18 protein-coding genes and 1 pseudogene are annotated in these 20,244 nt (G+C 61.4%); 7 read left to right on the top strand and 12 right to left on the bottom strand.

Annotation, left to right across the window (positions count from 1 at the left end):
- Window positions 1-27 precede the first annotated feature (27 nt).
- The gene (locus tag ACYQ47_RS34770) at window positions 28-882 is read right to left on the bottom strand and encodes an alpha/beta fold hydrolase (protein ID WP_459909548.1); all 855 of its coding nucleotides are present in this window, start codon (window positions 880-882) and stop codon (window positions 28-30) included.
- Window positions 883-1,024: 142 nt separating this feature from the next.
- Here ACYQ47_RS34770 and ACYQ47_RS34765 point away from each other — a divergent pair, with 142 nt between their 5' ends.
- Both ACYQ47_RS34765 and ACYQ47_RS34760 read left to right on the top strand, forming a co-directional pair.
- Window positions 1,025-1,654, top strand: coding sequence for a CGNR zinc finger domain-containing protein (locus ACYQ47_RS34765; RefSeq protein WP_459909546.1), 630 nt, complete (start codon window positions 1,025-1,027; stop codon window positions 1,652-1,654).
- Between the two features lie 41 nt (window positions 1,655-1,695).
- Window positions 1,696-2,373, top strand: a complete 678-nt coding sequence (locus tag ACYQ47_RS34760; RefSeq protein ID WP_459909544.1) for a haloacid dehalogenase type II — start codon at window positions 1,696-1,698, stop codon at window positions 2,371-2,373.
- A 734-nt stretch (window positions 2,374-3,107) separates the two neighbouring features.
- Here ACYQ47_RS34760 and ACYQ47_RS34755 read toward each other — a convergent pair.
- A complete protein-coding gene (locus tag ACYQ47_RS34755) occupies window positions 3,108-4,544 on the bottom strand; it encodes an MFS transporter (RefSeq protein WP_459909542.1) in 1,437 nt (478 codons plus the stop codon).
- A gap of 24 nt (window positions 4,545-4,568) precedes the next feature.
- On the bottom strand, window positions 4,569-5,042 hold the full coding sequence (locus tag ACYQ47_RS34750) for a nuclear transport factor 2 family protein (RefSeq protein WP_459909540.1): 474 nt from the start codon (window positions 5,040-5,042) through the stop codon (window positions 4,569-4,571).
- A 233-nt stretch (window positions 5,043-5,275) separates the two neighbouring features.
- Between ACYQ47_RS34750 and ACYQ47_RS34745 the strand changes: the two genes are divergently transcribed.
- A complete protein-coding gene (locus ACYQ47_RS34745; protein ID WP_459909538.1) occupies window positions 5,276-5,917 on the top strand; it encodes a TetR/AcrR family transcriptional regulator in 642 nt (213 codons plus the stop codon).
- A 48-nt stretch (window positions 5,918-5,965) separates the two neighbouring features.
- On the top strand, window positions 5,966-6,088 hold the full coding sequence (locus ACYQ47_RS34740) for a hypothetical protein (protein WP_459909536.1): 123 nt from the start codon (window positions 5,966-5,968) through the stop codon (window positions 6,086-6,088).
- A 47-nt stretch (window positions 6,089-6,135) separates the two neighbouring features.
- Here ACYQ47_RS34740 and ACYQ47_RS34735 read toward each other — a convergent pair whose 3' ends face one another.
- The 5 genes from ACYQ47_RS34735 to ACYQ47_RS34715 all read right to left on the bottom strand — a co-directional run bounded on the left by ACYQ47_RS34735 (window position 6,136) and on the right by ACYQ47_RS34715 (window position 11,546).
- Window positions 6,136-6,306, bottom strand: a complete 171-nt coding sequence (locus tag ACYQ47_RS34735; protein WP_459909534.1) for a hypothetical protein — start codon at window positions 6,304-6,306, stop codon at window positions 6,136-6,138.
- Window positions 6,307-6,428: 122 nt separating this feature from the next.
- Complete coding sequence (locus ACYQ47_RS34730) at window positions 6,429-6,917, bottom strand: (2Fe-2S)-binding protein (RefSeq protein ID WP_459909532.1); 489 nt, start codon at window positions 6,915-6,917, stop codon at window positions 6,429-6,431.
- Window positions 6,914-7,774 carry an FAD binding domain-containing protein gene (locus tag ACYQ47_RS34725; RefSeq protein WP_459909530.1) on the bottom strand — a complete coding sequence of 287 codons (861 nt, stop codon included), beginning with the start codon at window positions 7,772-7,774 and terminating at the stop codon, window positions 6,914-6,916. The genes ACYQ47_RS34730 and ACYQ47_RS34725 overlap by 4 nt, the downstream gene beginning before the upstream one ends.
- On the bottom strand, window positions 7,771-10,212 hold the full coding sequence (locus tag ACYQ47_RS34720; protein ID WP_459909528.1) for a xanthine dehydrogenase family protein molybdopterin-binding subunit: 2,442 nt from the start codon (window positions 10,210-10,212) through the stop codon (window positions 7,771-7,773). The genes ACYQ47_RS34725 and ACYQ47_RS34720 overlap by 4 nt, the downstream gene beginning before the upstream one ends.
- Window positions 10,209-11,546 (bottom strand): MFS transporter, encoded by a 1,338-nt coding sequence (locus tag ACYQ47_RS34715; protein ID WP_459909526.1) that lies wholly within the window; start codon window positions 11,544-11,546, stop codon window positions 10,209-10,211. Before ACYQ47_RS34715 ends, ACYQ47_RS34720 begins: the two co-directional genes overlap by 4 nt.
- 351 nt (window positions 11,547-11,897) lie before the next feature.
- Between ACYQ47_RS34715 and ACYQ47_RS34710 the strand changes: the two genes are divergently transcribed.
- From ACYQ47_RS34710 to ACYQ47_RS34700, 3 genes are all read left to right on the top strand, one after another.
- Window positions 11,898-12,662, top strand: coding sequence for an enoyl-CoA hydratase/isomerase family protein (locus ACYQ47_RS34710; RefSeq protein WP_459909524.1), 765 nt, complete (start codon window positions 11,898-11,900; stop codon window positions 12,660-12,662).
- Window positions 12,663-12,717: 55 nt separating this feature from the next.
- On the top strand, window positions 12,718-13,629 hold the full coding sequence (locus ACYQ47_RS34705; RefSeq protein WP_459909522.1) for an SMP-30/gluconolactonase/LRE family protein: 912 nt from the start codon (window positions 12,718-12,720) through the stop codon (window positions 13,627-13,629).
- 127 nt (window positions 13,630-13,756) lie between these two features.
- Window positions 13,757-14,533 carry a TetR/AcrR family transcriptional regulator gene (locus ACYQ47_RS34700; RefSeq protein WP_459909520.1) on the top strand — a complete coding sequence of 259 codons (777 nt, stop codon included), beginning with the start codon at window positions 13,757-13,759 and terminating at the stop codon, window positions 14,531-14,533.
- Window positions 14,534-15,489: 956 nt separating this feature from the next.
- On the opposite strand, the pseudogene ACYQ47_RS34695 reads toward ACYQ47_RS34700, so the two are convergent.
- From ACYQ47_RS34695 to ACYQ47_RS34680, 4 genes and pseudogenes are all read right to left on the bottom strand, one after another.
- Window positions 15,490-17,299: pseudogene (locus tag ACYQ47_RS34695) on the bottom strand (glycoside hydrolase family 15 protein).
- Between the two features lie 93 nt (window positions 17,300-17,392).
- On the bottom strand, window positions 17,393-18,316 hold the full coding sequence (locus ACYQ47_RS34690) for a serine hydrolase (RefSeq protein ID WP_459909518.1): 924 nt from the start codon (window positions 18,314-18,316) through the stop codon (window positions 17,393-17,395).
- Between the two features lie 93 nt (window positions 18,317-18,409).
- Entirely contained in the window at window positions 18,410-19,729 is a 1,320-nt protein-coding gene (locus ACYQ47_RS34685) for a chloride channel protein (RefSeq protein WP_459909516.1), read from the bottom strand.
- An 81-nt stretch (window positions 19,730-19,810) separates the two neighbouring features.
- Window positions 19,811-20,230, bottom strand: a complete 420-nt coding sequence (locus ACYQ47_RS34680) for a MarR family winged helix-turn-helix transcriptional regulator (protein WP_309852650.1) — start codon at window positions 20,228-20,230, stop codon at window positions 19,811-19,813.
- Window positions 20,231-20,244: the final 14 nt, after the last annotated feature.

Raw genomic sequence — 20,244 nt, 5'->3', positions numbered from 1 at the left:
GGTAGATGAACGCGGTGCGACCGCGCTTTAGTCAGCGAGGAATTCGTTGATGGCTGCCGCGATCTGCGCCGCGTGCGTTTCGAGCGCGAAGTGGCCCGTGTCAAAGAAGCGCACATCCGCATGCGGAATGTCGCGCTTGAATGCTTCCGCGCCCGGCGGCAGGAAGAATGGATCGTTCTTGCCCCACACGGCGAGGAATTTCGGTTGATGCGCGCGCAAGTACGCCTGGAACGCCGGATAGAGCGCGACATTGGTGCGGTAATCGCCGAACAGATCGAGCTGCACTTCGTGCGCGCCGGGACGGTTCATGTAGTAGTCGTCGAGCGAGTAGCCGTCGGGCGGAACAGCAGACTCGTCAGGCACGCCGTGCGTGTATTGCCACTTCGTCGTTTCCTTCGTGAGGAACGGGCGCAGTGCATCGCGATTGGCCTGCGTATGCTCCTGCCAGTAGGCGCGGATCGGATTCCAGCCCTCGCTCAGTCCCTCCTCATACGCGTTGCCGTTCTGCGAAACGATGGCCGTAATGCGCTCCGGATGCTTCAGCGCGAGGCGGAAGCCCGTCGGCGCGCCGTAATCGAAGACATAGACGGCGTAACGGTCGAAGCCGATCACTTCTGTGAAGCGGTCGATGACGCCGGCGATGTTTTCGAAGGTGTACGCGAAGCTGTCGCGGCTCGGCATGTCGGAGAGACCGAAGCCCGGAAGGTCCGGCGCGACGATATGAAAGCGGTCGGCCAGCAGCGGAATCAGATCGCGAAACATGTGGCTCGAACTTGGAAAGCCGTGCAGCAAAAGCAGCTTCGGCGCGTCTGCAGGACCGGCTTCGCGATAGAACACATCGAAGCCGTCGACGTCGGTATGGCGATGAGCAATAGCCAACATGGTCGTTTCTCCAGGGTGAGGTCGTTTCGTTGAGTAACCGCTAGAGTATTTTGAAAGAGGTTACAAATTAGCGATGTAACTTGTCAATACGTTTTTTAGCGGTTACGATGAAGTCATCGTAGAAACACGGCTGGCTCGAAAAATGGAATACCGCTCACTTCCCGCGATCTTCGTGGCCGATGCGCCCGGCCTCGATTTCCTCAACTCGATCGCGACGCCGGTAGACGAACCCGTCGACTGGATCGCGGACGGCGATAGCCTTCTGTCGTGGCTCGAACAGGCGCAACTGGTGCCCGCCGAGGTGCTTGCGCACATGCGTTCGCAAACTGCGCCCGCCGAGCTGGACGAGATCGCGGTCAAGGCGCGCGGCCTGCGGGAATGGTTCAGATCGTTCGTGCAGAAGAGAAAGGGACGGCCGCTCGCGGCAAAGGACCTGATCGAACTCGAAGCGTTGAATGGCGTGCTACAGCGCGATGAACAGCACGGCGCGATCGTCGAGGATGGGCGCGCGTCGAGCGGCCTTGCATTCGCGATGCAACGCCGCTACTCGACGCCCGAGTCGCTGCTGATGCCGATCATCGAGACGCTGGCGAAGCTCGTGTGCGAACAGGACTTCACGTACGTCAAGGCGTGCGAGGGCCCGAAGTGCACGTTGCTGTTTGCCGATCACACGCGTGGGCATGCGCGCCGCTGGTGCAGCATGGCCATCTGCGGGAATCGCGCGAAGGTGGCTGCACATCGCGCGCGGCTCAGGGAAGGAAAGGGCGGTTGAGCCTTAGCGTTCGATCCGGATGTTCAATGGAAGGAAAGAGCATGAATCACATCAAGGCGATTGCGCTAGATCTCTACGGCACGCTGTTCGACGTGCATTCGGTCATCGATCAGTGCGAGCAGCGGTATCCGGGACGCGGGCGCGAGATTAGCAGGATCTGGCGGCAGAAGCAGCTGGAATATACGTGGTTGCGCAGCCTCATGAATCGCTACGTTACCTTCGAGCAGGCGACGGAAGATGCATTGCGCTATACGGCGCAGCATCTGAAACTCGACCTGGACGACGACACGCAGGCGGCACTTTGCGACGCGTATCTGAAGCTGCGGCCCTTTCCCGAAGTCCCGGAGACGCTCTTGCGGCTCAGGGAGCGAGGCCTCGGGCTCGCGATTCTCTCGAACGGCTCGCCGCATTCAATCGGCTCCGTGGTCGGCCATGCGGGATTGCGCGATCGATTCGATCATCTGCTGAGCGTCGATCCGGTGCGCATCTACAAACCGCACGATCGCGCCTACGAACTTGCTGAATCGGCATTCGGTCTTTCGCGCGCGTCGATTCTCTTCGTCTCGTCGAATGCGTGGGACGCAACCGGCGCGCGCCATTTCGGCTTTCCAACTGCGTGGGTCAATCGCAGCGGCGATACGTTCGAGGAAATGGGGCAAAGGCCGGACTGGGAACTGTCCGGCCTCGATGCCTTGCCCGATCTCTTTGACAAGGCGTAATCAGGATCAGTTGCGCGCTGCTTGCGCCGTCGCCGCGGCGAAGTTCGCCGTCTTGGATTCGCTTATAAGTCCTTTTGGTCGGTGACATCCGGATAACGCAGGCGCCACGAAGCGACGCTCAGTCGGTGATGCGTTCGGCCACTGAGCGCGTCGAGGGCCGCGGGACAGGGCGGCATCCGAACTCATGCACAACGTTGCTGGCAGCGTGTCGGCTTTCGAAGACAGATTAGGCTTCACCGACAATGAGGAAAACAGCTAACGAGATAATCACGCTAGCGTGGTGGGGTAACAAGGACCGGGAACATCCGTTTCACGCGTGCGACTCAACTTGCGCAGCCAACTAAACTTACTTTTTTGGCAGTGGGCAGAGGTGCTTGTAGATCTGCATGACTCGCGCGGCATTTGCCGCGTTGATTGCCTTCCAGCTGTAGACGGGGCGGCGTTGTTGTTTGGGGCTTAGGTTCGCGTTCGGCTTAGTGGCGTTCGACCTAATGCCGTTCAATGTACATCGCGAGCGCCGTAGCGGCTGCGGTATTCAGCACTGAATTGCCGTCCTTGTCAGTCGACCTCCGCGATCATCCCCGGAAAGCATCGTCGCCATCCGCTCTTCGTCGAGATCCATCTTCATGCGTGATGCGTCGCAGCGATGCCGGTGAAATGGTGGGAAGGTCGCCGTGCACGCCGTGGGGATGTGCATCGATGTTCTCCTCGCCGCGAGAGATGGCGGGCCGGCCTCAACGAGGCGCGGTCCTTGCAGCGGCATGAGCACTCGATCTTGAAGCGACGATAGACAGGACGGCGGAAACGGTCAAACTGCCGCCGACGCACATCATTGCGACGACCAGTGCCCTGGCCAAGGTCAACGGATCCGGTGAAGTCCCTGCGACACTGAAGAAGACTCCGCCGATGACCGCGACACCCAGTGCTGCGCTGATTTGCAACGCCGAATTCGTGATGCCCGCGATCATCCCGGAACCGGTCGTCGGTGCGCGATTGATGACCGAGCGCACCAGCGTTGGCAGCGCCCAGCCCTGACCGAATCCCAGGAGTGCTACCGCCCCAATCACTGAAAACTGAGCCGGCATCTGTCCGGGCGCGCCGGCCACGAGGGCGGCGAGGAGTATGCAGCCTGCGACCTCCAGCATCATGCCGATGGCGGGGACCCGGTCACCGAAGAGGCGGATGGCTAGTGGCGTCGTAAGCGGCCCGATGAAGGCGCCGACCCCGAACGGTAGGAAAACCTGCCCTGTCTCGAATGGGCTCATTCCAAGGCCCGCCTGGAGGTAGACGGAGAACGTCAGGAAGAAAGCAGAGACGACGTAGAAGAAAAGGACGCCTGTAAGCCCGCTCATCAGGCCAGGCCTCCGGATCAGCTCCAAGCTGATCAGGGGTACGCCGCCTCTGCGGGCGTAGCCCATCTCGTATCGGCAAAAGCCTACCCCAGCGGCGGGACACGCAATCAGCATTGCAACAGTCCACCACGGCCAATCCAGCTCCCTCCCTTCTACCAGGGGCACGATGAGCAAGCCCAGCATGAGCGCGCAGAGCAGCACCCCGATCCGGTCGATGGGTGCCGGGCTGTCCCCCCGGACGTCGGGTAGCAACGGCAGCCCGAAGATTAGAACGGCCGCGACGACGGGCAAGTTGATGAGAAAGATGACTCGCCACGCCAAGTGAAAAAGGTCCGCAGAGATCAAAGCACCCCCGAGCGCCTGCGCGGCTACTGCGGCCAGTCCTACCGCTGCGCCGTAGAGGCCCAAGGCGCGCGCGCGCTCTTTCTCGGGGAACAGTGCGTGGATTGAGGCAAGCCCTTGCGGCGCCATGGCGGCGGCGCTCAGACCCTGCAGCACACGCCCGAGTATCAGCATGGCGGGCGACGATGCGAGTCCGCAGATCACCGATGTCAGTCCGAAGCCCGTGACGCCGATAAGAAAGATCCTCCGCCGGCCGAAGAGATCGCCTAGCCGTCCTCCTGTAATAAGGAAGACCGCGTAAGCCGCGGCGTATCCGGAAATAACGAGCTGCAGCTCGGCAGCGCTCGTTTGGAGGGTACTTTGGATCGATGGCAGGGCTACGTTCACGATGAAGAAGTCCAGCGGAGGCAGAAATGCTCCCACCAGCAACACCGCGAACGCCGACCATCGACGCGTGGAGGAGGTTGTCGTATGCATAAGTTTAGGCGCTCGCGGGCCGCGTCAGGCCGGGCGGCCGAAGCGTTCCGTTCCGCCGATGGGGTTCCAATTTTGGAGCGGCGTCGCGTAGTGCATGGTAAAGGTGCGCTCCAGAAATGCCCAGCGGCCTTCGCGTCGATGATAGACGTCGCGGTATTGGCCGCTTACTTGAAGCGGGCCCTGATCGACGTCGTAAAAAAGACAGTCCGCTGCCACCAGCCCGTGGCCGTTGTCACCGTCCACCGTGATCAGGGCATTCGCCATCCAATGATGCATGTGGGGCATGCGCGTCATGTTGATGCGTGCCTGCGCCAGGATGGCTTCCAGGCCCTCGGAGTTGCCGTTCGCGCCTAGGAGCAGTCGCGATTCGGGATGCCAGAGCGTGGCTAGCAGATCGATGTTCATGGTGTCGAACGCCTCGGCGTAGTTAGCGATCAGCGCATCGATGGCAAAGCGGCTTTCGATGGCGTCAAGACGTGCTTCGATTTCTTTGGACATTTTCATTAGATACCGATTGGTACAGAATTGGCTTAAAAAAATGCGGGGTTTGTGTGGTGACCCCGCACTGCTCTTTATTTACATACCGACTGGTACAAATATAAGCGAGCGTGAAAACGGTTGTCAACCGCTGTGTTGAGCGGTCCGCTGCCATGCGCGGAAGTCGTCGATCGCAACTTGCTCGAAGATTGTGTATCGACTAGTATGTATTTCTTTCATTGACGGAGATGTTCATGGTTCAGCGGGGCCGGCCACGCGCGTTCGACCGCGATGCGGCGATTATTTCGGCGATGCACTTGTTCTGGGAACATGGCTACGAATCGACGTCTTTGTCGCAGTTGAAGGCGGCGATCGGCGGAGGCATCTCGGCGCCCAGCTTTTACGCGGCCTTCGAGTCCAAGGAGGCGCTGTATAAGGAGGCGCTGGGCCGTTACATGGAGGTTTATGGCAAGGTCACCCGTAGTCTTCATGACACGTCGCTTCCGCCACGGGAGGGCGTGTTCCTGGCGCTGCTCCGGTCGGCACGGATGCAGACTGAGAGCGGCCACCCAAAAGGCTGTATGGTCGCGCTGGGCGTCGTCGGGGCCAGTTCCATCGGCAGTGAGGCCGTCACCCAGTGGCTTCGTGATGTGCGCATTCGCACGCGCGCCGGCTTCCGCGCCTGCGTTGCGCGGGGCATCAAGAGCGGGGAACTGCGCAGCAGCACGGATTCGGCAGCGCTGTCCATCGCGTTCGACTGCTTTTTCCAGGGGCTGTCCGTGCTCGCCCGCGATCGTGTCCGGCAGGCCGTCATCGAGAAGGCCGTGACCGACGCGATGGGGATGTGGGATGCCGCAGTGGATCAGCCGGTGTCTGAGAACGTCCGCAAAACGTAGTATGGACACTCGATGCCTAAGGGAATCTGAGCTGCGAACATGGAGCCTATGCAGCAGATCAGCCTGGAATCTAACCTGTCGGCGAAGAAGACGCGCAAGCGGGAGATCCCCGACGAGATGGAGCGCGTGGTGCTGTTCAAGGTACCGGTGCAGATCATCAAGCCGCACTGACTCAAGAGCAAGGCCGGGCGGCCGCCGTCCCATAGCCTCATTTTCGATTAGCGCACGCACGCGCGCTGTTCGGTTTCGGTGAAGCGCGGCAGATCCGCCATCTTCTCCGAGGCTTCCGGCGACGCGAACGCCGCATCGACCAATGCTTCGTCGCGAATCCGGCATTCGCAGATCGCGAGCGTACCGGCCTCCTCCACACCCGGAAATTGCGGCGACACCGGGCAGGCCGTAACGCGACCAGTGACGCATAACGAGCGGCAGGTGATGCTCGACGTAGCAAGCCCTGTCGAAACGCACGCCAGATTCGCCTTCATACGTCACGTAAGCCGTGACGGAGGAATCACGCGTCATCGCTTCGTCCCAATAAGCAGCCGCCGTGCGCCGCACGATAGACTGCATTGACGATGCTTTCGTAACCCGTGCATCGGCACAAGTTGCCGCTGATGGCGCGCCGTATCTCTTCGTAATTTGGCAACGGATTGCGCCTCAACAGATCCGCGGCCGCGACGATCATGCCGCTCGTGCAAAAACCGCACTGGAATCCGTTCTCAGCGATAAACGCCTCCTTCAGCGTCTCGATACCTTCGATGCCTTCGATCGTCCGCACATCATTGCCCGAAATCGACGCCGCCAGGACGAGGCAGGACTTTCTTACGTCGCCATCGATCAGCACCGTGCACGCTCCGCAATCGCCGGTGAGACAGCCGACGCGCGTCCCTTTTGCATCCAACGCATCGCGGATCAGTTCGACGAGCAACAGCCGCGAGTCCACATCCGCGACACGCGGCTCGCCATTGAGCGTGAGCCGCACTTGAATCGATTCTTTCATGTCTTCGCTCCCGCGAGCAGCGTGCGCAAATGTCGACTCACGACACCCGGTACGATGGCGCGACGGTAATCGCCGTTGGCGAGTTCATCGCTCCAGCCTTCGCCGACGAGATCGAGCGCCCTGCTCGCCGCCTGTTCGATGAAGGCATCGGGTGCGAGCAACGATCGCTCGTCGACGACAAAGCGGTGGTACGCCGGTCGGCGCCCTGCCGCACCGACCGCGAGCCGCACGCTCGTCTGCGCGCCACGATGCAACGAGCACGCGACGGTCACGATGGGCCACGAACTCGCGCTCGCCTTGTACTTTTGGTACTGACAGGCGACAAGGGTCGCATCGCGCGGGACAAGAATGCCCGCGAGGAATTCGTCCGCGCGCCGAGCGGTACAAAACGCGTCGGCGAAAAAATCACCCGCCGGCATGCAACGCTTGCCCTGCGACGAGCGCAACTCGAACACCGCCTCCAGCGCCGCAAGACAGCCCGGCGCATCGGATGAAGGATTCGCGAAGCTCGCGGCTCCGCCAAGCGTTCCCTGATTGAGGATCGATGCGCCGCCCGTCACTTGCGCGGCCATCGCAGCGAGCAGCGGCGCATGGCTTGCCACGATCGGCGAGGCGAGCAGTTGAGCGTAGGTCGTCATCGCGCCGATACGCAGGTGTGTGTCGTCGAGCACGATCGGATCCAGACCGAGCGCGTTCAGACTGATGAGATGCGCGGGCCGCACGAGATTCGCCGACATCGACGGCACCAGCATCGTGCCGCCGCCGAGCACTGACGCGTCCTCGCCGAACCGAGCCAGCAAGCCCGCTGCTTCGTCGAGTTCCTTCGGCTGATGAAGATTGAAGCGATGCCCTATCACGCGAATCGCTCCTGCAGGGAAGCAATAACGCGCGCGGGCGTCGCCGGCACGTGCGCGACGCACGCGTCGTTACCCAGCGCATTCGCCACGGCATTGCTGACGGCCGCAAGCGCGCCGCCAAGCCCCGATTCACCCGCGCCCTTCATGCCGAGCGGATGAAACGGATTGAGCGTGACGCGATGCCCGACGCGAATCGGAGGAAGATCGTTTGCACGCGGTAGCAGGTAGCTCTTGAAGCGATCGGTGATCATGCGATTATGCTCGTCCATCTTGATGAGTTCCCACAGCGCCACGCCGATGCCCATCACGATCGCGCCCCTGAGCTGCGCTTCTACGAGCGCGGGGTTGATCATCGCGCCGCAATCGTGCACCACGGCATAGTCGAGCAGCGTGCTGTTGCCGGTGACCATGTCGAGTTCGAGCGCCACAGCATGCACCGAATACGAAAATGTCGGATAGGTCGCGATGCGGCCTTGCGCGTCCGGCTCCACGCGTACGTTCTTCGGCGCGAAGCTGCGCGTCACCTCCAGCGGCAACGTCACCCCCGCGGCCACGGTGAACGGCCGCAGATGCGCGCCGAGCGTGAGTTCGGCCACAGTGATCTGCGCGCCGTTCGACTGGCGACGCGCATGACCGTCGCGCAGCACGATGTCGTCGGCCGCTCCGCCGAGCATGTTGGCGGCGCACTGCGCGAGCCGGTCCCGCAGTTCGCACGCGGCAAGGTACGCGGCCGTGCCGCCGTACATTAGCGCGCGGCTGCTGGCGTTGCCGGTGCCGAGCGGCGTCACGTCGGTATCGCCTTCGATGATGCTCACCTGGTCGGCGCGCAAGCCGAGCTCGCCCGCGACCATCTGCGCGATGCCGGTGTCGCTGCCGCTGCCGGGGGACGTCACGCCTGTCAGCACCTGTACATCGCCCGACGGCATCATGCGTACCGTGGATGTCTCGTAGCCGTTGGGAAAATTTCCTGGCCGCGCGCCGCCCTCCGGCGTGAGTTCGAACGCAATGCCGATCCCGATGCGACACTCCGAATCGCGCGCGGCGCGCGCCCGTGCCTGCCATCGCGGGTAGTCGAACATCGTGAGCAACTGCTCGAGGCCGCCCGGATAGTCGCCGCTGTCCACGTTCAGGCCGGATGGCAGGAGGCGCGGCAAGGAATCGCGCGCGACGAGGTTACGTCGGCGCAGTTCGACCGGATCCATGCCGGTCTGTTGCGCGAGCAGATCGATCGCGCGTTCGAGCACGAGATTGCCAATCTCCTTGCCGTAACCACGTATCGCTTGCCACGGCGGCTGGTTGGTCATGGCCAGTGAGCACTCGACGTCGCAATGCTTAATCTTATAGACGGTCGGAAACACCGCCGGCGTAACGAGCGCCATTGCCCAGCTATGACCAGCGCCGATGATCCCGACATCGACCAGAATGCGATCACGCCAGCCGATCAGCCTGCCGTTCTCATCAGCGGCAATCTCGAAGCTGTGATGCTGTGAACGCGCGCCCGCGAGCAGGGTTTCTCGCCGCTCCTCGATCCATGCCACCGGGCGCTTCGTGAGCCGGCTGAAAAGCGCGACCAGCACTTCCTCCGGATGCCCCGCCATCTTGAGCCCGAACGTGCCCCCGATACGCGGCGTGATCACACGCACCTGTGACTCCTTCACGCGCAGCGCCGCAGCGATCAGCCAGCGGCTCGTATGGGGATTCTGGAACGTGCCGGTGAGCGCGTAACGCTCGCCGCGCGCATCCCATTCGGCGACATAGCAGAGCGTTTCCATCGGCGCGCTCGTCGACGAGCCGATGGTCAGTTCACCTCGCGCGACGTGTGCCGCGCGCGCGAAGGCGGCGTCGGCGTCGCCCGAGCGAATGCGGTCGTGCACGAGCAAATTCGTGTCCCAGCCGGGCTGGACGATCCGCGCACCGTCGCGCAAGGCTTCTTGCGCGCTGACAATCGGCGTGTACGTTTCGTAGTCGATGCGAATTTTCGCGAGCGCCGCTTGCGCATCGTGAACCGATGTCGCCACGAGCGCCGCCACGGGTTGTCCGAAGTACGTCGCTTCGCCGAGCGCAAGGCAGCGGCTCTGCAGGGGACCGCGTGCGCCCTGCGCGGGCAGGTCCATCGCCGGCGGCATCGCATCGCTGAAGCGGGCCGCTTCCTCGCCCGTCAGGCCGGCGACGACGCCGGGCATCGCCAGCGCGTCGGACAAATCGATCGACAAGATCCTCGCGCACGCGTGCGCGCTGCGCAGTATGGCGAGATGGAGGGCATCGCGAGGAACGAGATCGGCACTGTAGTCGACACGTCCCGAGACGAAGCGCGCGCCATCCAGTCGCGCTACGCTCTCTCCGAGCAGGCTCCCCGGCGATGCGTCCTTGAAGATCTGTTCCATGTTTGCCGCGAGCGGGCCCGATTGCGCAGGCCTCGACGTTCGTTGGTTGATCATGCATTCGCCTGGCGGCAGGTGCGCATGCACAGCAACGCGCATGCGCCCAGTGCAAGCAGCGTAGTCATCAGATAAAGCCCGCTGCTCAGCGTGCCGCTCAGTGTCTTGAGCCAGCCCATTGCGAACGGACTAGCAAAGCCGCCTAAGAGGCCGAGGCTGTTGACGAACGCGATTGCAGCCGCAGCCGCCCACGAGCCCGCGAAATAGTCCGATGCGAGCGACCACAACAGCGGAAGCGTGACGAACACCGTGGTCGATGCGATCGTCAGCAGCACGATGGTCGCCGTCAGATCATGCGCCATCAGCGGCAGCAGCGAAAGCGCGATTGCCCCTGCGAAGGCAGCCAGCGCGCCATGCCAGCGACGCTCCAGCAGCCGGTCCGAGTTTCGGCAAATCAGCACCATGCCCACGGCCGCGATCCCGTAGGGAATCGCCGAGAGCCAGCCGATACGCTCGACGCTCGTCGCGCCCGCGCTTTTTAGTACCGTCGGCAACCAGAAGCTCAGCGCATAAGTGCCGCAGATGAACGTGAAATACGCGAAGCTCATAAGGTACACCTTCGGATCGGTGACCACCTGCCGCAACTGCCCGGTATGCTTCGGCTCCGCGTCGCTCCCTTCGACACGCAATGCATGGCGCAAAGCGTCGCGCTCCGGTTCGGTCAGCCACTTCGCACGCGCGATGTCGTCCGACAGCGTGAACCACGTCACGATGCCGAGCAGCACCGCAGGAGCAGCTTCGACGATATAAAGCCACTGCCAGCCCGCGAGGCCTGCGACGCCGCCGAGCCGCGACATCGCCCAGCCCGACACCGGTCCGCCGATGGCCCCTGCGATCGGAAAGCCCGTCATGAAGAGCCCGAGAATCTGGCCACGGCGATGACGCGGAAACCACTGGCTCAGGTAGTACACGACGCCCGGAAAGAAGCCGGCCTCGAACACGCCGAGCAGAAAACGCAGCGAGTAGAACGCCGTCGGACTCGATACCGTCGCCATCGCGCAGCCGGTGATTCCCCATAGAGCCATGATGCGCGTAATGGTCTTGCGTGCGCCGATGCGCTGCAAGAGCAGATTGCTCGGCACCTCGAACAGAAAATAGCCGATGAAGAAAATGCCGGCGCCCAAACCGTACACCGCATCGCTGAAGCCGAGCGCGTCCTGCATCTGGAGCTTGGCGAAGCCGACATTGATGCGGTCCAGATACGCAACCACATAGCACACTATCAGCAGCGGCACGAGCCGCAGCGCGACCTTGATATACAGCGCACGTTGCGTGTCCATGTGGGCCGTCGTCGGAACCGGCGAGTTGCTATCGAGAGCGATTTTGCGCGACATGATGGCCCTCTCAATGTTGATGGACGGAACGGCATACGAACGACGGAAAGCGTCTCATGAAGCTGTCTCCTCGAAGCCGCGGATATCCGGAAGGTCCGCGGCGTCTGCTTTTGTCAGGGCGCACTGGAAGGCGGCAATTCGCTCGCATCAAAAACTGATTGATCGAACAGTCAGCACAGTAGCGGAGGACCGAACGCGTGGTCAACCGGAAGCGCGGCCGGATTTTCCCTTGTTGACTGATCGATCAGTCAGGCGTAGTGTCGGCGCTTGATTACCTCGCGTGGATTCACGCCAGCACCTCCGCCGGCGTGCGCCGGCGAGTTTTTCCAACGTTCAGCAGAGGACAAAGCCGTGAGCAACTTCGACGAATACGCAGACAAATTCGAGACCATCCGCATGACCCGCACCGACGGCGTGCTGGAGATGCACTTCCACACCCATGGTGGGCCGCTCGTGTGGAATCTGACGGCGCACCGGGAATTCGAGCAGGCGTTCCTCGACGTCGGCCGCGATCGGGAAAACGACGTCGTGATCATGACCGGCACGGGCGATGCGTTCAGCGGGCCGTCCATCGCGCCCGGCATGCACCAGAACCGCAATTCGATGACACCCACGATCTACGATCCGATCTACTGGGAAGCGAAGCATTTGCTCATCAACCTGCTCAACATCGAAGCGCCGGTGATTAGCATCATCAACGGGCCGGCCGTGCGCCACGCCGAGCTTCCCCTGCTGGGCGACATCGTGCTGGCATCGGACACCGCGACGATCCAGGACACCGCGCACTTCCAGGGCGGCATGGTGCCGGGCGACGGAATGCATCTGATCATGCCGCTGCTTATGGGCCGCGCGCGTGGCCACTATTTTCTGCTGACGGGCCAAAGCATCTCGGCCAACGAAGCGCTGGCGATGGGTCTCGTCAACGAAGTGCTGCCGGCGGCGGAACTACTGCCGCGGGCCCGCGAGCTCGCGAGCTCGATGCTCAAGCAACCGCGCCTTGTGAGACGTTACACGCGCACCTGCCTGAATCAGGAACTGAAAGCCCGGCTGCACGACGTCCTGGGTTACGGACTCGCGCTCGAAGGCATCGCCCGCATGAAGGAGCCGGCCGCCTGAGCGGACGGATCAAATTCGTCGATATGAACATTAATTTTAGGATCAAGGAGGCAACATGACTGTCAGCAGCATCACGAGACCGATCGACATGGTGGGTTCGATCATCGACGTGATCGATTCCGCGCCCGATGTGCTGGGCGAATCGATCATCTGGGATGAAAAAACGCAACTGCTCTGGTGGGTGGATGGCATCGGGCAGGCAATTCACCGCCTCGACATGTCGAGCGGCGCCAAGAAAAGCTGGCCGATGCAGGAAGAAATCGGCAGCATCGGTCTGCGCGCGAAGGGCGGCCTGATCGTGGGGATGCGCTCAGGCTTCTACTTTTTCTCCCCCGAGACCGGCGAGCTGACCGAAGTGGCGCGTCCCGACGCCGAGCGTCCGAAGAACCGCTTCAACGACGGCAAATGCGATCGTCACGGCCGCTACTGGTCCGGCACGGTGGAAGCGGCCGCGTACACGCCGCGCGGACGTCTGTTCCGTCTTGATCCCGATCTGCAGCCGAAGCTGGTAATGCAAGGCATCACCTGCATCAACGGCATCAGCTTCAGCCCCGATAACCGGCTCATGTACATGACCGATTCGTTCAGTTGTCAGATCGACGTGTTCGACTACGATTCAGTCGATGGCGCCATCTACAACCGCCGCAAATTCGCGGAAGTGCCGCTCGGGCGTGGCATTTGCGACGGCTCGACCGTAGATGCCGACGGCTGCTTTTGGAGCGCGAACATGGACGGCTGGTGCGTCACGCGCTATGACCCGCGCGGGAGAATCGACATGGTCGTCAATCTTCCGGTGCGACGCGTGAGCAGCTTGTGCTTCGGCGGTCCGGACCTCGACACCCTCTTTATTACGACGGCGCGCCGGCGGATGAGCGAGAAGGAACTCGCGCAGCAGCCGCTCGCGGGCAACGTGCTCGCGGTGCGGCCCGGCGTGAAGGGTCTACCGGAGCCGGAGTTTCTCGGATAAGGGCGTACCCTGCTCGGTGCATCGCGTTGCAGGTTGCGACGCGGTCCGGATCGTCCGACCCGCGTCGCGCGAGGGTCGCGATATACTGACTGATCGATCGAATAGTGATTCTATGGAGTTTGCGGAGATGAAAACACAACGCGAAAAGAAGGCGTCCGCACGCGCCGGCAACGGTACTCAGGAACCCGACCGCGCGCCGAGGACGCGCCTGTCCGCGATCATGAATGCGGCCGAGCGCGTGTTCGGCGAGCACGGCTACGCCGGAGCGAGCATGCGAAACATCGCGGACGAAGCCGGCGTCGCGCAAGCGCTCGTGCACTACCACTATGCGACCAAGGACAAACTGTACGAGGCCGTGTTCGAGCGGCGATCGTCGGCCATCAATCAACACCGCGGCAAGTTGCTCGACGGCCTCTTTGCAAGCGAACGCACTGCGACCGTCGAAGACGTACTGACGATCGCCTTCACACCGCTGTCGGAGATTTTTCATGGCGAGGATGCCGTTAATCTGGCGCTTTACGTGCAGCTGGTGGCATCCGTCAGCCTGGGCAGCGACGAGCGTTCGCGGCGAATCCGCGAGACTTACTATGACCCGATCGCGGAACGCATCATCGATGCGCTGCATACGGTCATGCCCGGCATCTCGCGCGAACATGCGACGTGGGCCTATCTGTTTTCCGTCGGCGCACGGCAGCAGGCGCATGCACTCAACGGGCGTGCCGCGCGCCTGGGCGCTTCCGCGCGGACCTCGAAATCGACCGGCCATTACGAGCAGCTTGTGCGATTCGCCGCGGCGGGCGTTCGGGCGCTCGTCGAGCATTCGGTGGAGCGTCCCCCGCAACGCCCGACGAAAGCCTCGGAGCCGAAGCGGTCACGTCGAGCGGAACCGGTTCGATCCGAGTAGAGGAAAAGGCACGGAGAAACCGTCGAGCGCCGCGGCGCAATTTCGAAAAATGTTCGTGCCGACCCCAAACGACCGCTGAGAATCGGATCGACAACACTCTACCTCCGTCGAAAATCATCGATAGTCGCACATCGCACGCCCCTCTGAGGAAGTTCAATCTTTGCCATTGCGAGAAATCCCGCCAAACTCTATTGTTTCTATTCGTTTTCGCGATTCAACTTACTCGGATAACTCCAACATCGACTTCAAGGCTCGAATGGGTGGATCGATCGCGAACTTCATTTAAGGCGAGTGAAGTGATTTTTCGATGTCCTGTGGAGGACCACTCACTCACGACGACATGACGCAAATCTCGGTTGACGGTTCGACCTCTCAGTCCGCTAACGGATGGTCACGGACGACCGAATTTCAATGCGCACCGAAGTTGTATGAAGGAAATGGCCCGTTTCCGCCAACAAGCAGCGCTCTCTTCCGTGCGAAATCTAGGTGTTCCCTGATGTCAGCGGTTGAAGCGCTCTCAGCTCCTCTTCGAGAACATCGGCCGCGTCGGCGTGCAGTTGTGCAAAACCAGCATCCATGTCAAAGCCAGACGGCCTGCAACGCGCAGCGGCAACGTCGCGTAGCAGTTCTGCAGCCATAGAAAGAGCGTCGGAAATCGAAAAGGTATTTATAGCGTATTAGGCGATAATCGCGGCTCGCTTGGCCGGCCTGTATTCCAATGTAGGAAGAACGCGCCGGGCCGGCGCCTGCTTAGCCCGAGGGCGACTGCCTTGCCAATGCCCGAATTCGCGCCGGTGACGAGAGCCGGCTGTCCCGCCAGCATCGGATAAGCGCGTGGATGGGGCAAACGGCGAGCGTTGGGCGCTGCCGGGGCTGAAGGATCTTTAGCGCTTGAATGGGTCATGGACACTCCTCAATGCTGCTTGTCGGTTCGTGGATGCACGCGAGATGCGCTATCAACTACCGCCCCGGTTCAGTGTTGGACCGCAAAGATTGAGAGCCGTATTGACGATCGCAAGATGAGTCAGCGCCTGCGGAAAAATTGCCGGCGAGGTGTTTGCCCGGCACGTCGTATTCCTCAGAGAGCAAGCCAAGATCGTTGCTGACAGCGAGTACGCGTTCGAACTGCGCCCGCGCTTCCTCGGTACGCCCCTGCAGATGAAGACAGTCCGCCATCCAGCATGAGCATGCGAGAAACACGCCTTCGCTCGGACCGTCGCTTCGTGACGCCGTTCGTCGAATGAGACCGCCTCCCGAGAGTTCCCGCTGAATCGTAGCGATGGTCGAGGCCATGCGCGGATCGTCGACCGGCAGGAAGCCCATCAACGGAAGCAGCAACAGGCTCGCGTCGAGTTCCTGACCGCCATAATACTGAGTGAAGCTGCCCAGACCTTCGTTCCATCCGTCGCGGCATACCTGTTCGTGAACCAACGAGCGCAAGCCAAAGATGCGATTGTATAATCGCCGATCGACCGCACCTGCGGTTTCAGACGCTTCATGGTGGCGGATGAAGCGGTCGAATGCGACCCACGCCATGACCTTCGAGTAAGTGTAGTGCCGCGGTTCGGCACGGGATTCCCAGACGCCCGACCCCGCGCTTTCCCACATCGCGGCAAGGTGCTCGACGATCTTCAGCGCAACCGCACTCTCATGCTTTGTCGTCGGGACACCACCCCGGCGAGCCAGGTCCAGGCAATCGAGCACCTCTTCGAAGACATCGATCTGATGCTGTGTCGACGCGGCGCTGCCAATACGCACCGGCGATGAATACCGATCCCGGCAACGCATCGACGGTCCATTCGGCCAGATGCCGCGCGCCGTCAACGCGTTACATGATCCTCATGCGATCCGGCGAACCGGCGATGGCGCGCAACAACCAGTTGCGCCACGCCTGCGCTTCCCCGTGAAAACCGGCATTAAAGAGCGCACCCAAGGTAAAGCTCGCATCGCGCAGCCAACAGTCGCGGTACTCCCAGTTCATCTTGCAGCCTGGCGCTTCGGGCAAAGATGTCGTCGGCGCCGCGATCAGTCCGCCACTTGACTGATGGATCAACGCTTTAAGCGTGAGATGGGAGCGGCGCACCTTGTGAGGCCAGTCGGTTGTGGAATCATCGAATCGGGCGATCCAGTTGCGCCAGAAGTTCCGGGTGGCGACCAGCGCGGCTTCGGCATCAATGGCTGCCGGCGCCGGCTGATGAGACGGTCCGTAGCTCATCACGAACGCAACCCTGCTTCTGGCCTGGACTTCGAATTCGGTTTCGGTTTCGGTTTCGGTTTCGGTTTCAACCACATGCGACTTCACTTCGAGGGGGAATGGCGTGCGTAAAACCACAAGATCGGGGCCGACCTTCGCGACCATGGTGTCACCATCCGCCATCGACCAGGGCGGCAGCGCGCCATAGTCGAATCGCAAACGCAAAGTCGAGCGCATCTTTACGTTCCCGCTCAGCCCACAACGATGCGAACAACCGAAGAAAACGTTGTACGAATCGGCATGAAGTCGTTGACCCGGACGGCGCCCTCTTCTGTTTCGAAGTCGGTCTCCATGACGAGCGTATCTTGCTAATAGCGGAGGCGCTGACGGCTGACCGGTCCGACTGGCGTCAACGACCAATGGCCGTTCTCCGCCGTGCCGAGCAGCGCGGCAAAGCAAGCGTCGTTATCGAAGCGTGGCCAGCACAACCAGTCAATGGAGCCGTCGCGACTCACCAGCGCGGCGGTTTCGCCATCACTCAACAGGGCATAGTCTTCAATCGGCTTACTCATTGCGACGTTATCCCGGGGGAGACCGTTTAAACTCTGTATTTTCTGGCGAGCAAATGCAAGCCATCGCGCGCGCATCAGGCTTCCAGCTTCCAGTCAATTGAATCGATTTCGCTGAGCGCCCCTTAGCAGCCAGCTTCGCAAAGCCGCCGCGTCATTAAAATGCGCACGCGAATCTGGCGCGCCGAGCAGTACGAGCAGCGTCGGATGACCCGACACCATGGTAACGATGATGAGGCAATGCCCCGCCTCGTTTGTGAAACCGGTCTTCTGCAAGCGGACGTTCCACGACGCATCGTAGACGAGCGGATCAGTGTTGTGATACATGAGCGGACCATCGCCGCCGAGCACGAGTTTTTCGTGCGACGTCGCATATTCACGAATCGTTGGGTACGCGTATGCAGCACGCGCCAGCCGCGTAAGGTCCCGAGCGGTCGACACGTTATGAGGTGACAGCCCGGTCGGATCGACGAAACGAGTGTGACGCATCTGCAAATTGCTTGCGGTGAGATTCATCGCATGCACGAAGCCCTTTCGGCCGCCAGGATAGTCCCGGCTAAGCGCAAAGGCTGCGCGATTCTCGGACGACATCAACGCAATGTGCAACATGGTTCGGCGCAACAGCAACGAACCAACCGGCAGACGCGAGCTCGACCCCTTCAGGTGGTCGACGTCAGCATCGGTAATACGCGCGGGTTTGATCAAAGAGCGGTCGGAATTGATCACTACCATGGCGGTCATCAGCTTCGTGAGTGAGGCGATGGGCATGCGCCGGTCCGCTTTTTTCGCATATAGCGTCCGTCCCGTTGTAAGGTCGAGCGCCACGGCAGCGCGGGATCGTACCAAGGGCTGATGGTTGCGCTTCTTTCTGACATGCTGCTTTCCAACATGCTGACCGGACAAGTGATGCTTGTTGATGTGGTGTCTTGCGATATGTTGCACGATGCGTTTCGCCTGTACAGCTGCTGGAAAGAAGCTTGCTAGCAGCAAAACGAAGAGAAAAAGATGGAATTTGGCCATGTAAGCTCCAACGGGATCAAAGCGCGCGATCAATTGCGATTAATTGCGATCAAGCGCGTGCGCTGAACGTAAGGACGTATCGACGCGACCGTTTCATTGCGCTGCCTTAGTGCTGTCGTAACGACGCGCGAGCGCTTCGTACAGCGGCGGAGCAAAAAGTCTCGACACGCGGCTCGCGATCAACGCAGTCGACATCAGCGACAGGACGAGCGTGTGCCCGTTGATCATCTCGATCACGATGACGAATGCCGTGATCGGACTCTGCGTCACCGCGGCAAGATAACCGACCATGCCGAGCGCGATCAGCATCGGCAACTGCACGTGCGCGAACACCAGATGCAGCGCATTTCCCACGCCGGCCCCGATTGCCAGCGACGGCGCGAACAGGCCGCCCGGCGCACCCGGCAAGTACGACCAGATCATCGACGCCATCTTGAGCACCGGATAACTCACACCGAGCTGTGACGTGCCTTCGAGCATGCCGCGCGCTTCCACATAACCGCTGCCGAACGTATGACCGCCCGCGACCAGGCCAATCAGCGCAATCATCAGCCCGCATGCGCCGCCGAACATGACTGGATGCGCCTTGCGCCATTCAACCAGCCTCCGTGGCATCCAGCGATGCGTGTTGAGCAGGAGCCAGCAGAAGACGCCGCCTGCGATACCCGTGATTACACCGAGCAAAACGACGACGAGCGCGAGCAGATCCGGGAAGTGTCCATCGATATTGATCGTGCCGAAATACGTGTAATTCCCTTGCAAGGCGAGCGAGACGATGCCGGCAAAGATGATCGCCGTGATGAGCACGCCGCTGGTTCGCGCCTCGAAGCTGCGTGTCAACTCTTCGATGGCGAACACGACGCCCGCAAGCGGCGCATTGAAGGCCGCGGACAATCCCGCCGCTGCACCTGCGAGCGCCAGATTGCGTTCGAACGCGGCACCGCCAAGACGACGCAGCCGCCTCGGGTAAAAGCGCCGCAAGCTGAACATGAGCGCGGCTCCGACGTGAATGGTCGGTCCTTCGCGTCCAATCGTGAATCCACCAAGAATCGACAAGAACGATACGACAACCTTGCCAACGAGCACTCGCAGACTTAAGAGACGCGACGCCGCTTCGCGTCCGTCGTGCAGCGTCGCGATGACTTGTGGTATGCCGCTTCCCTCCGCGCCAGGGAAAAAGCGCCGCGTGAGCCACACAGCCAGCGCTGCAATGGCAGGCGTGATGAACAGCGGAAGCCAGAAGTACCGGCTTTCAAGACGCAGAAAAAGGCCGTATCCGACATCGATTAAACGCGCATACAGTACCGCGACTAGGCCGGTCGCAATTGCGCCCAGCCAGAACACGCCGTAGTGCAGCCAGAGACGACGAGCGCGCAGGATCGTTCGTCGATCGAAGAGCCGGAGTAAATGCATCGGGGACGTCGGTCCAAAATAAGGCACATTGTGCCATAAACGGGCGACTGGATTCTATGCATCGACATCCTGCATATTGTCTTACTCTCGATTCTGCAAAAAGATCCAGCCGAACGATCCGTACTGCGCCTTGTGCTCTGCGGCTAGTTTGAGCAAGCACCGCTCGCCTCTTGCGGTGAGGTGAACCTGCACTTGCCGGCCATCAGTTTCATCCGCGCGGCGTTTGACGAGACCCGCCGCTTCGCATCGCGAGACCAACGCGGCGGTGCCGTTCGGTGCAGCCTGCAGGCGCTCGGCGAGCTCCCCGACAGTGGCCCATTGACGGCCCTCGAAACCGCGAACGTGCAGGAGCAGTTGATATTGGAGCGTCGTAATGCCGGCGGCGTTGGAGATCTCTTCCGAAGCGCGCAGAAACTTGCGCAACTCATAGCGGAAGTTTGACATGGCTTCGAAATCCTGCTTGTCGAGAGGCGGGATTGTGGCCGAATGTCTGCTCGTCATGCTTTGTCCTTCAG

Source organism: Caballeronia sp. HLA56, assembly GCF_054655155.1.
Note: the sequence above shows the minus strand (reverse complement) of the source record. Positions and strands in the feature narration are given on the sequence as shown.

Excerpts from the sequence above, each read along its gene's own strand:
- ACYQ47_RS34750 (WP_459909540.1), bottom strand. The coding sequence starts at position 5,042 with ATGTCCAAAGAAATCGAAGCACGTCTTGACGCCATCGAAAGCCGCTTT.
- ACYQ47_RS34745 (WP_459909538.1), top strand. The coding sequence starts at position 5,276 with ATGGTTCAGCGGGGCCGGCCACGCGCGTTCGACCGCGATGCGGCGATT.
- ACYQ47_RS34705 (WP_459909522.1), top strand. The coding sequence starts at position 12,718 with ATGACTGTCAGCAGCATCACGAGACCGATCGACATGGTGGGTTCGATC.
- ACYQ47_RS34680 (WP_309852650.1), bottom strand. The coding sequence starts at position 20,230 with ATGACGAGCAGACATTCGGCCACAATCCCGCCTCTCGACAAGCAGGAT.
- ACYQ47_RS34720 (WP_459909528.1), bottom strand. The coding sequence starts at position 10,212 with ATGATCAACCAACGAACGTCGAGGCCTGCGCAATCGGGCCCGCTCGCG.
- ACYQ47_RS34730 (WP_459909532.1), bottom strand. The coding sequence starts at position 6,917 with ATGAAAGAATCGATTCAAGTGCGGCTCACGCTCAATGGCGAGCCGCGT.
- ACYQ47_RS34755 (WP_459909542.1), bottom strand. The coding sequence starts at position 4,544 with ATGCATACGACAACCTCCTCCACGCGTCGATGGTCGGCGTTCGCGGTG.
- ACYQ47_RS34700 (WP_459909520.1), top strand. The coding sequence starts at position 13,757 with ATGAAAACACAACGCGAAAAGAAGGCGTCCGCACGCGCCGGCAACGGT.
- ACYQ47_RS34760 (WP_459909544.1), top strand. The coding sequence starts at position 1,696 with ATGAATCACATCAAGGCGATTGCGCTAGATCTCTACGGCACGCTGTTC.
- ACYQ47_RS34690 (WP_459909518.1), bottom strand. The coding sequence starts at position 18,316 with ATGGCCAAATTCCATCTTTTTCTCTTCGTTTTGCTGCTAGCAAGCTTC.
- ACYQ47_RS34770 (WP_459909548.1), bottom strand. The coding sequence starts at position 882 with ATGTTGGCTATTGCTCATCGCCATACCGACGTCGACGGCTTCGATGTG.
- ACYQ47_RS34685 (WP_459909516.1), bottom strand. The coding sequence starts at position 19,729 with ATGCATTTACTCCGGCTCTTCGATCGACGAACGATCCTGCGCGCTCGT.
- ACYQ47_RS34765 (WP_459909546.1), top strand. The coding sequence starts at position 1,025 with ATGGAATACCGCTCACTTCCCGCGATCTTCGTGGCCGATGCGCCCGGC.
- ACYQ47_RS34740 (WP_459909536.1), top strand. The coding sequence starts at position 5,966 with ATGCAGCAGATCAGCCTGGAATCTAACCTGTCGGCGAAGAAGACGCGC.
- ACYQ47_RS34715 (WP_459909526.1), bottom strand. The coding sequence starts at position 11,546 with ATGTCGCGCAAAATCGCTCTCGATAGCAACTCGCCGGTTCCGACGACG.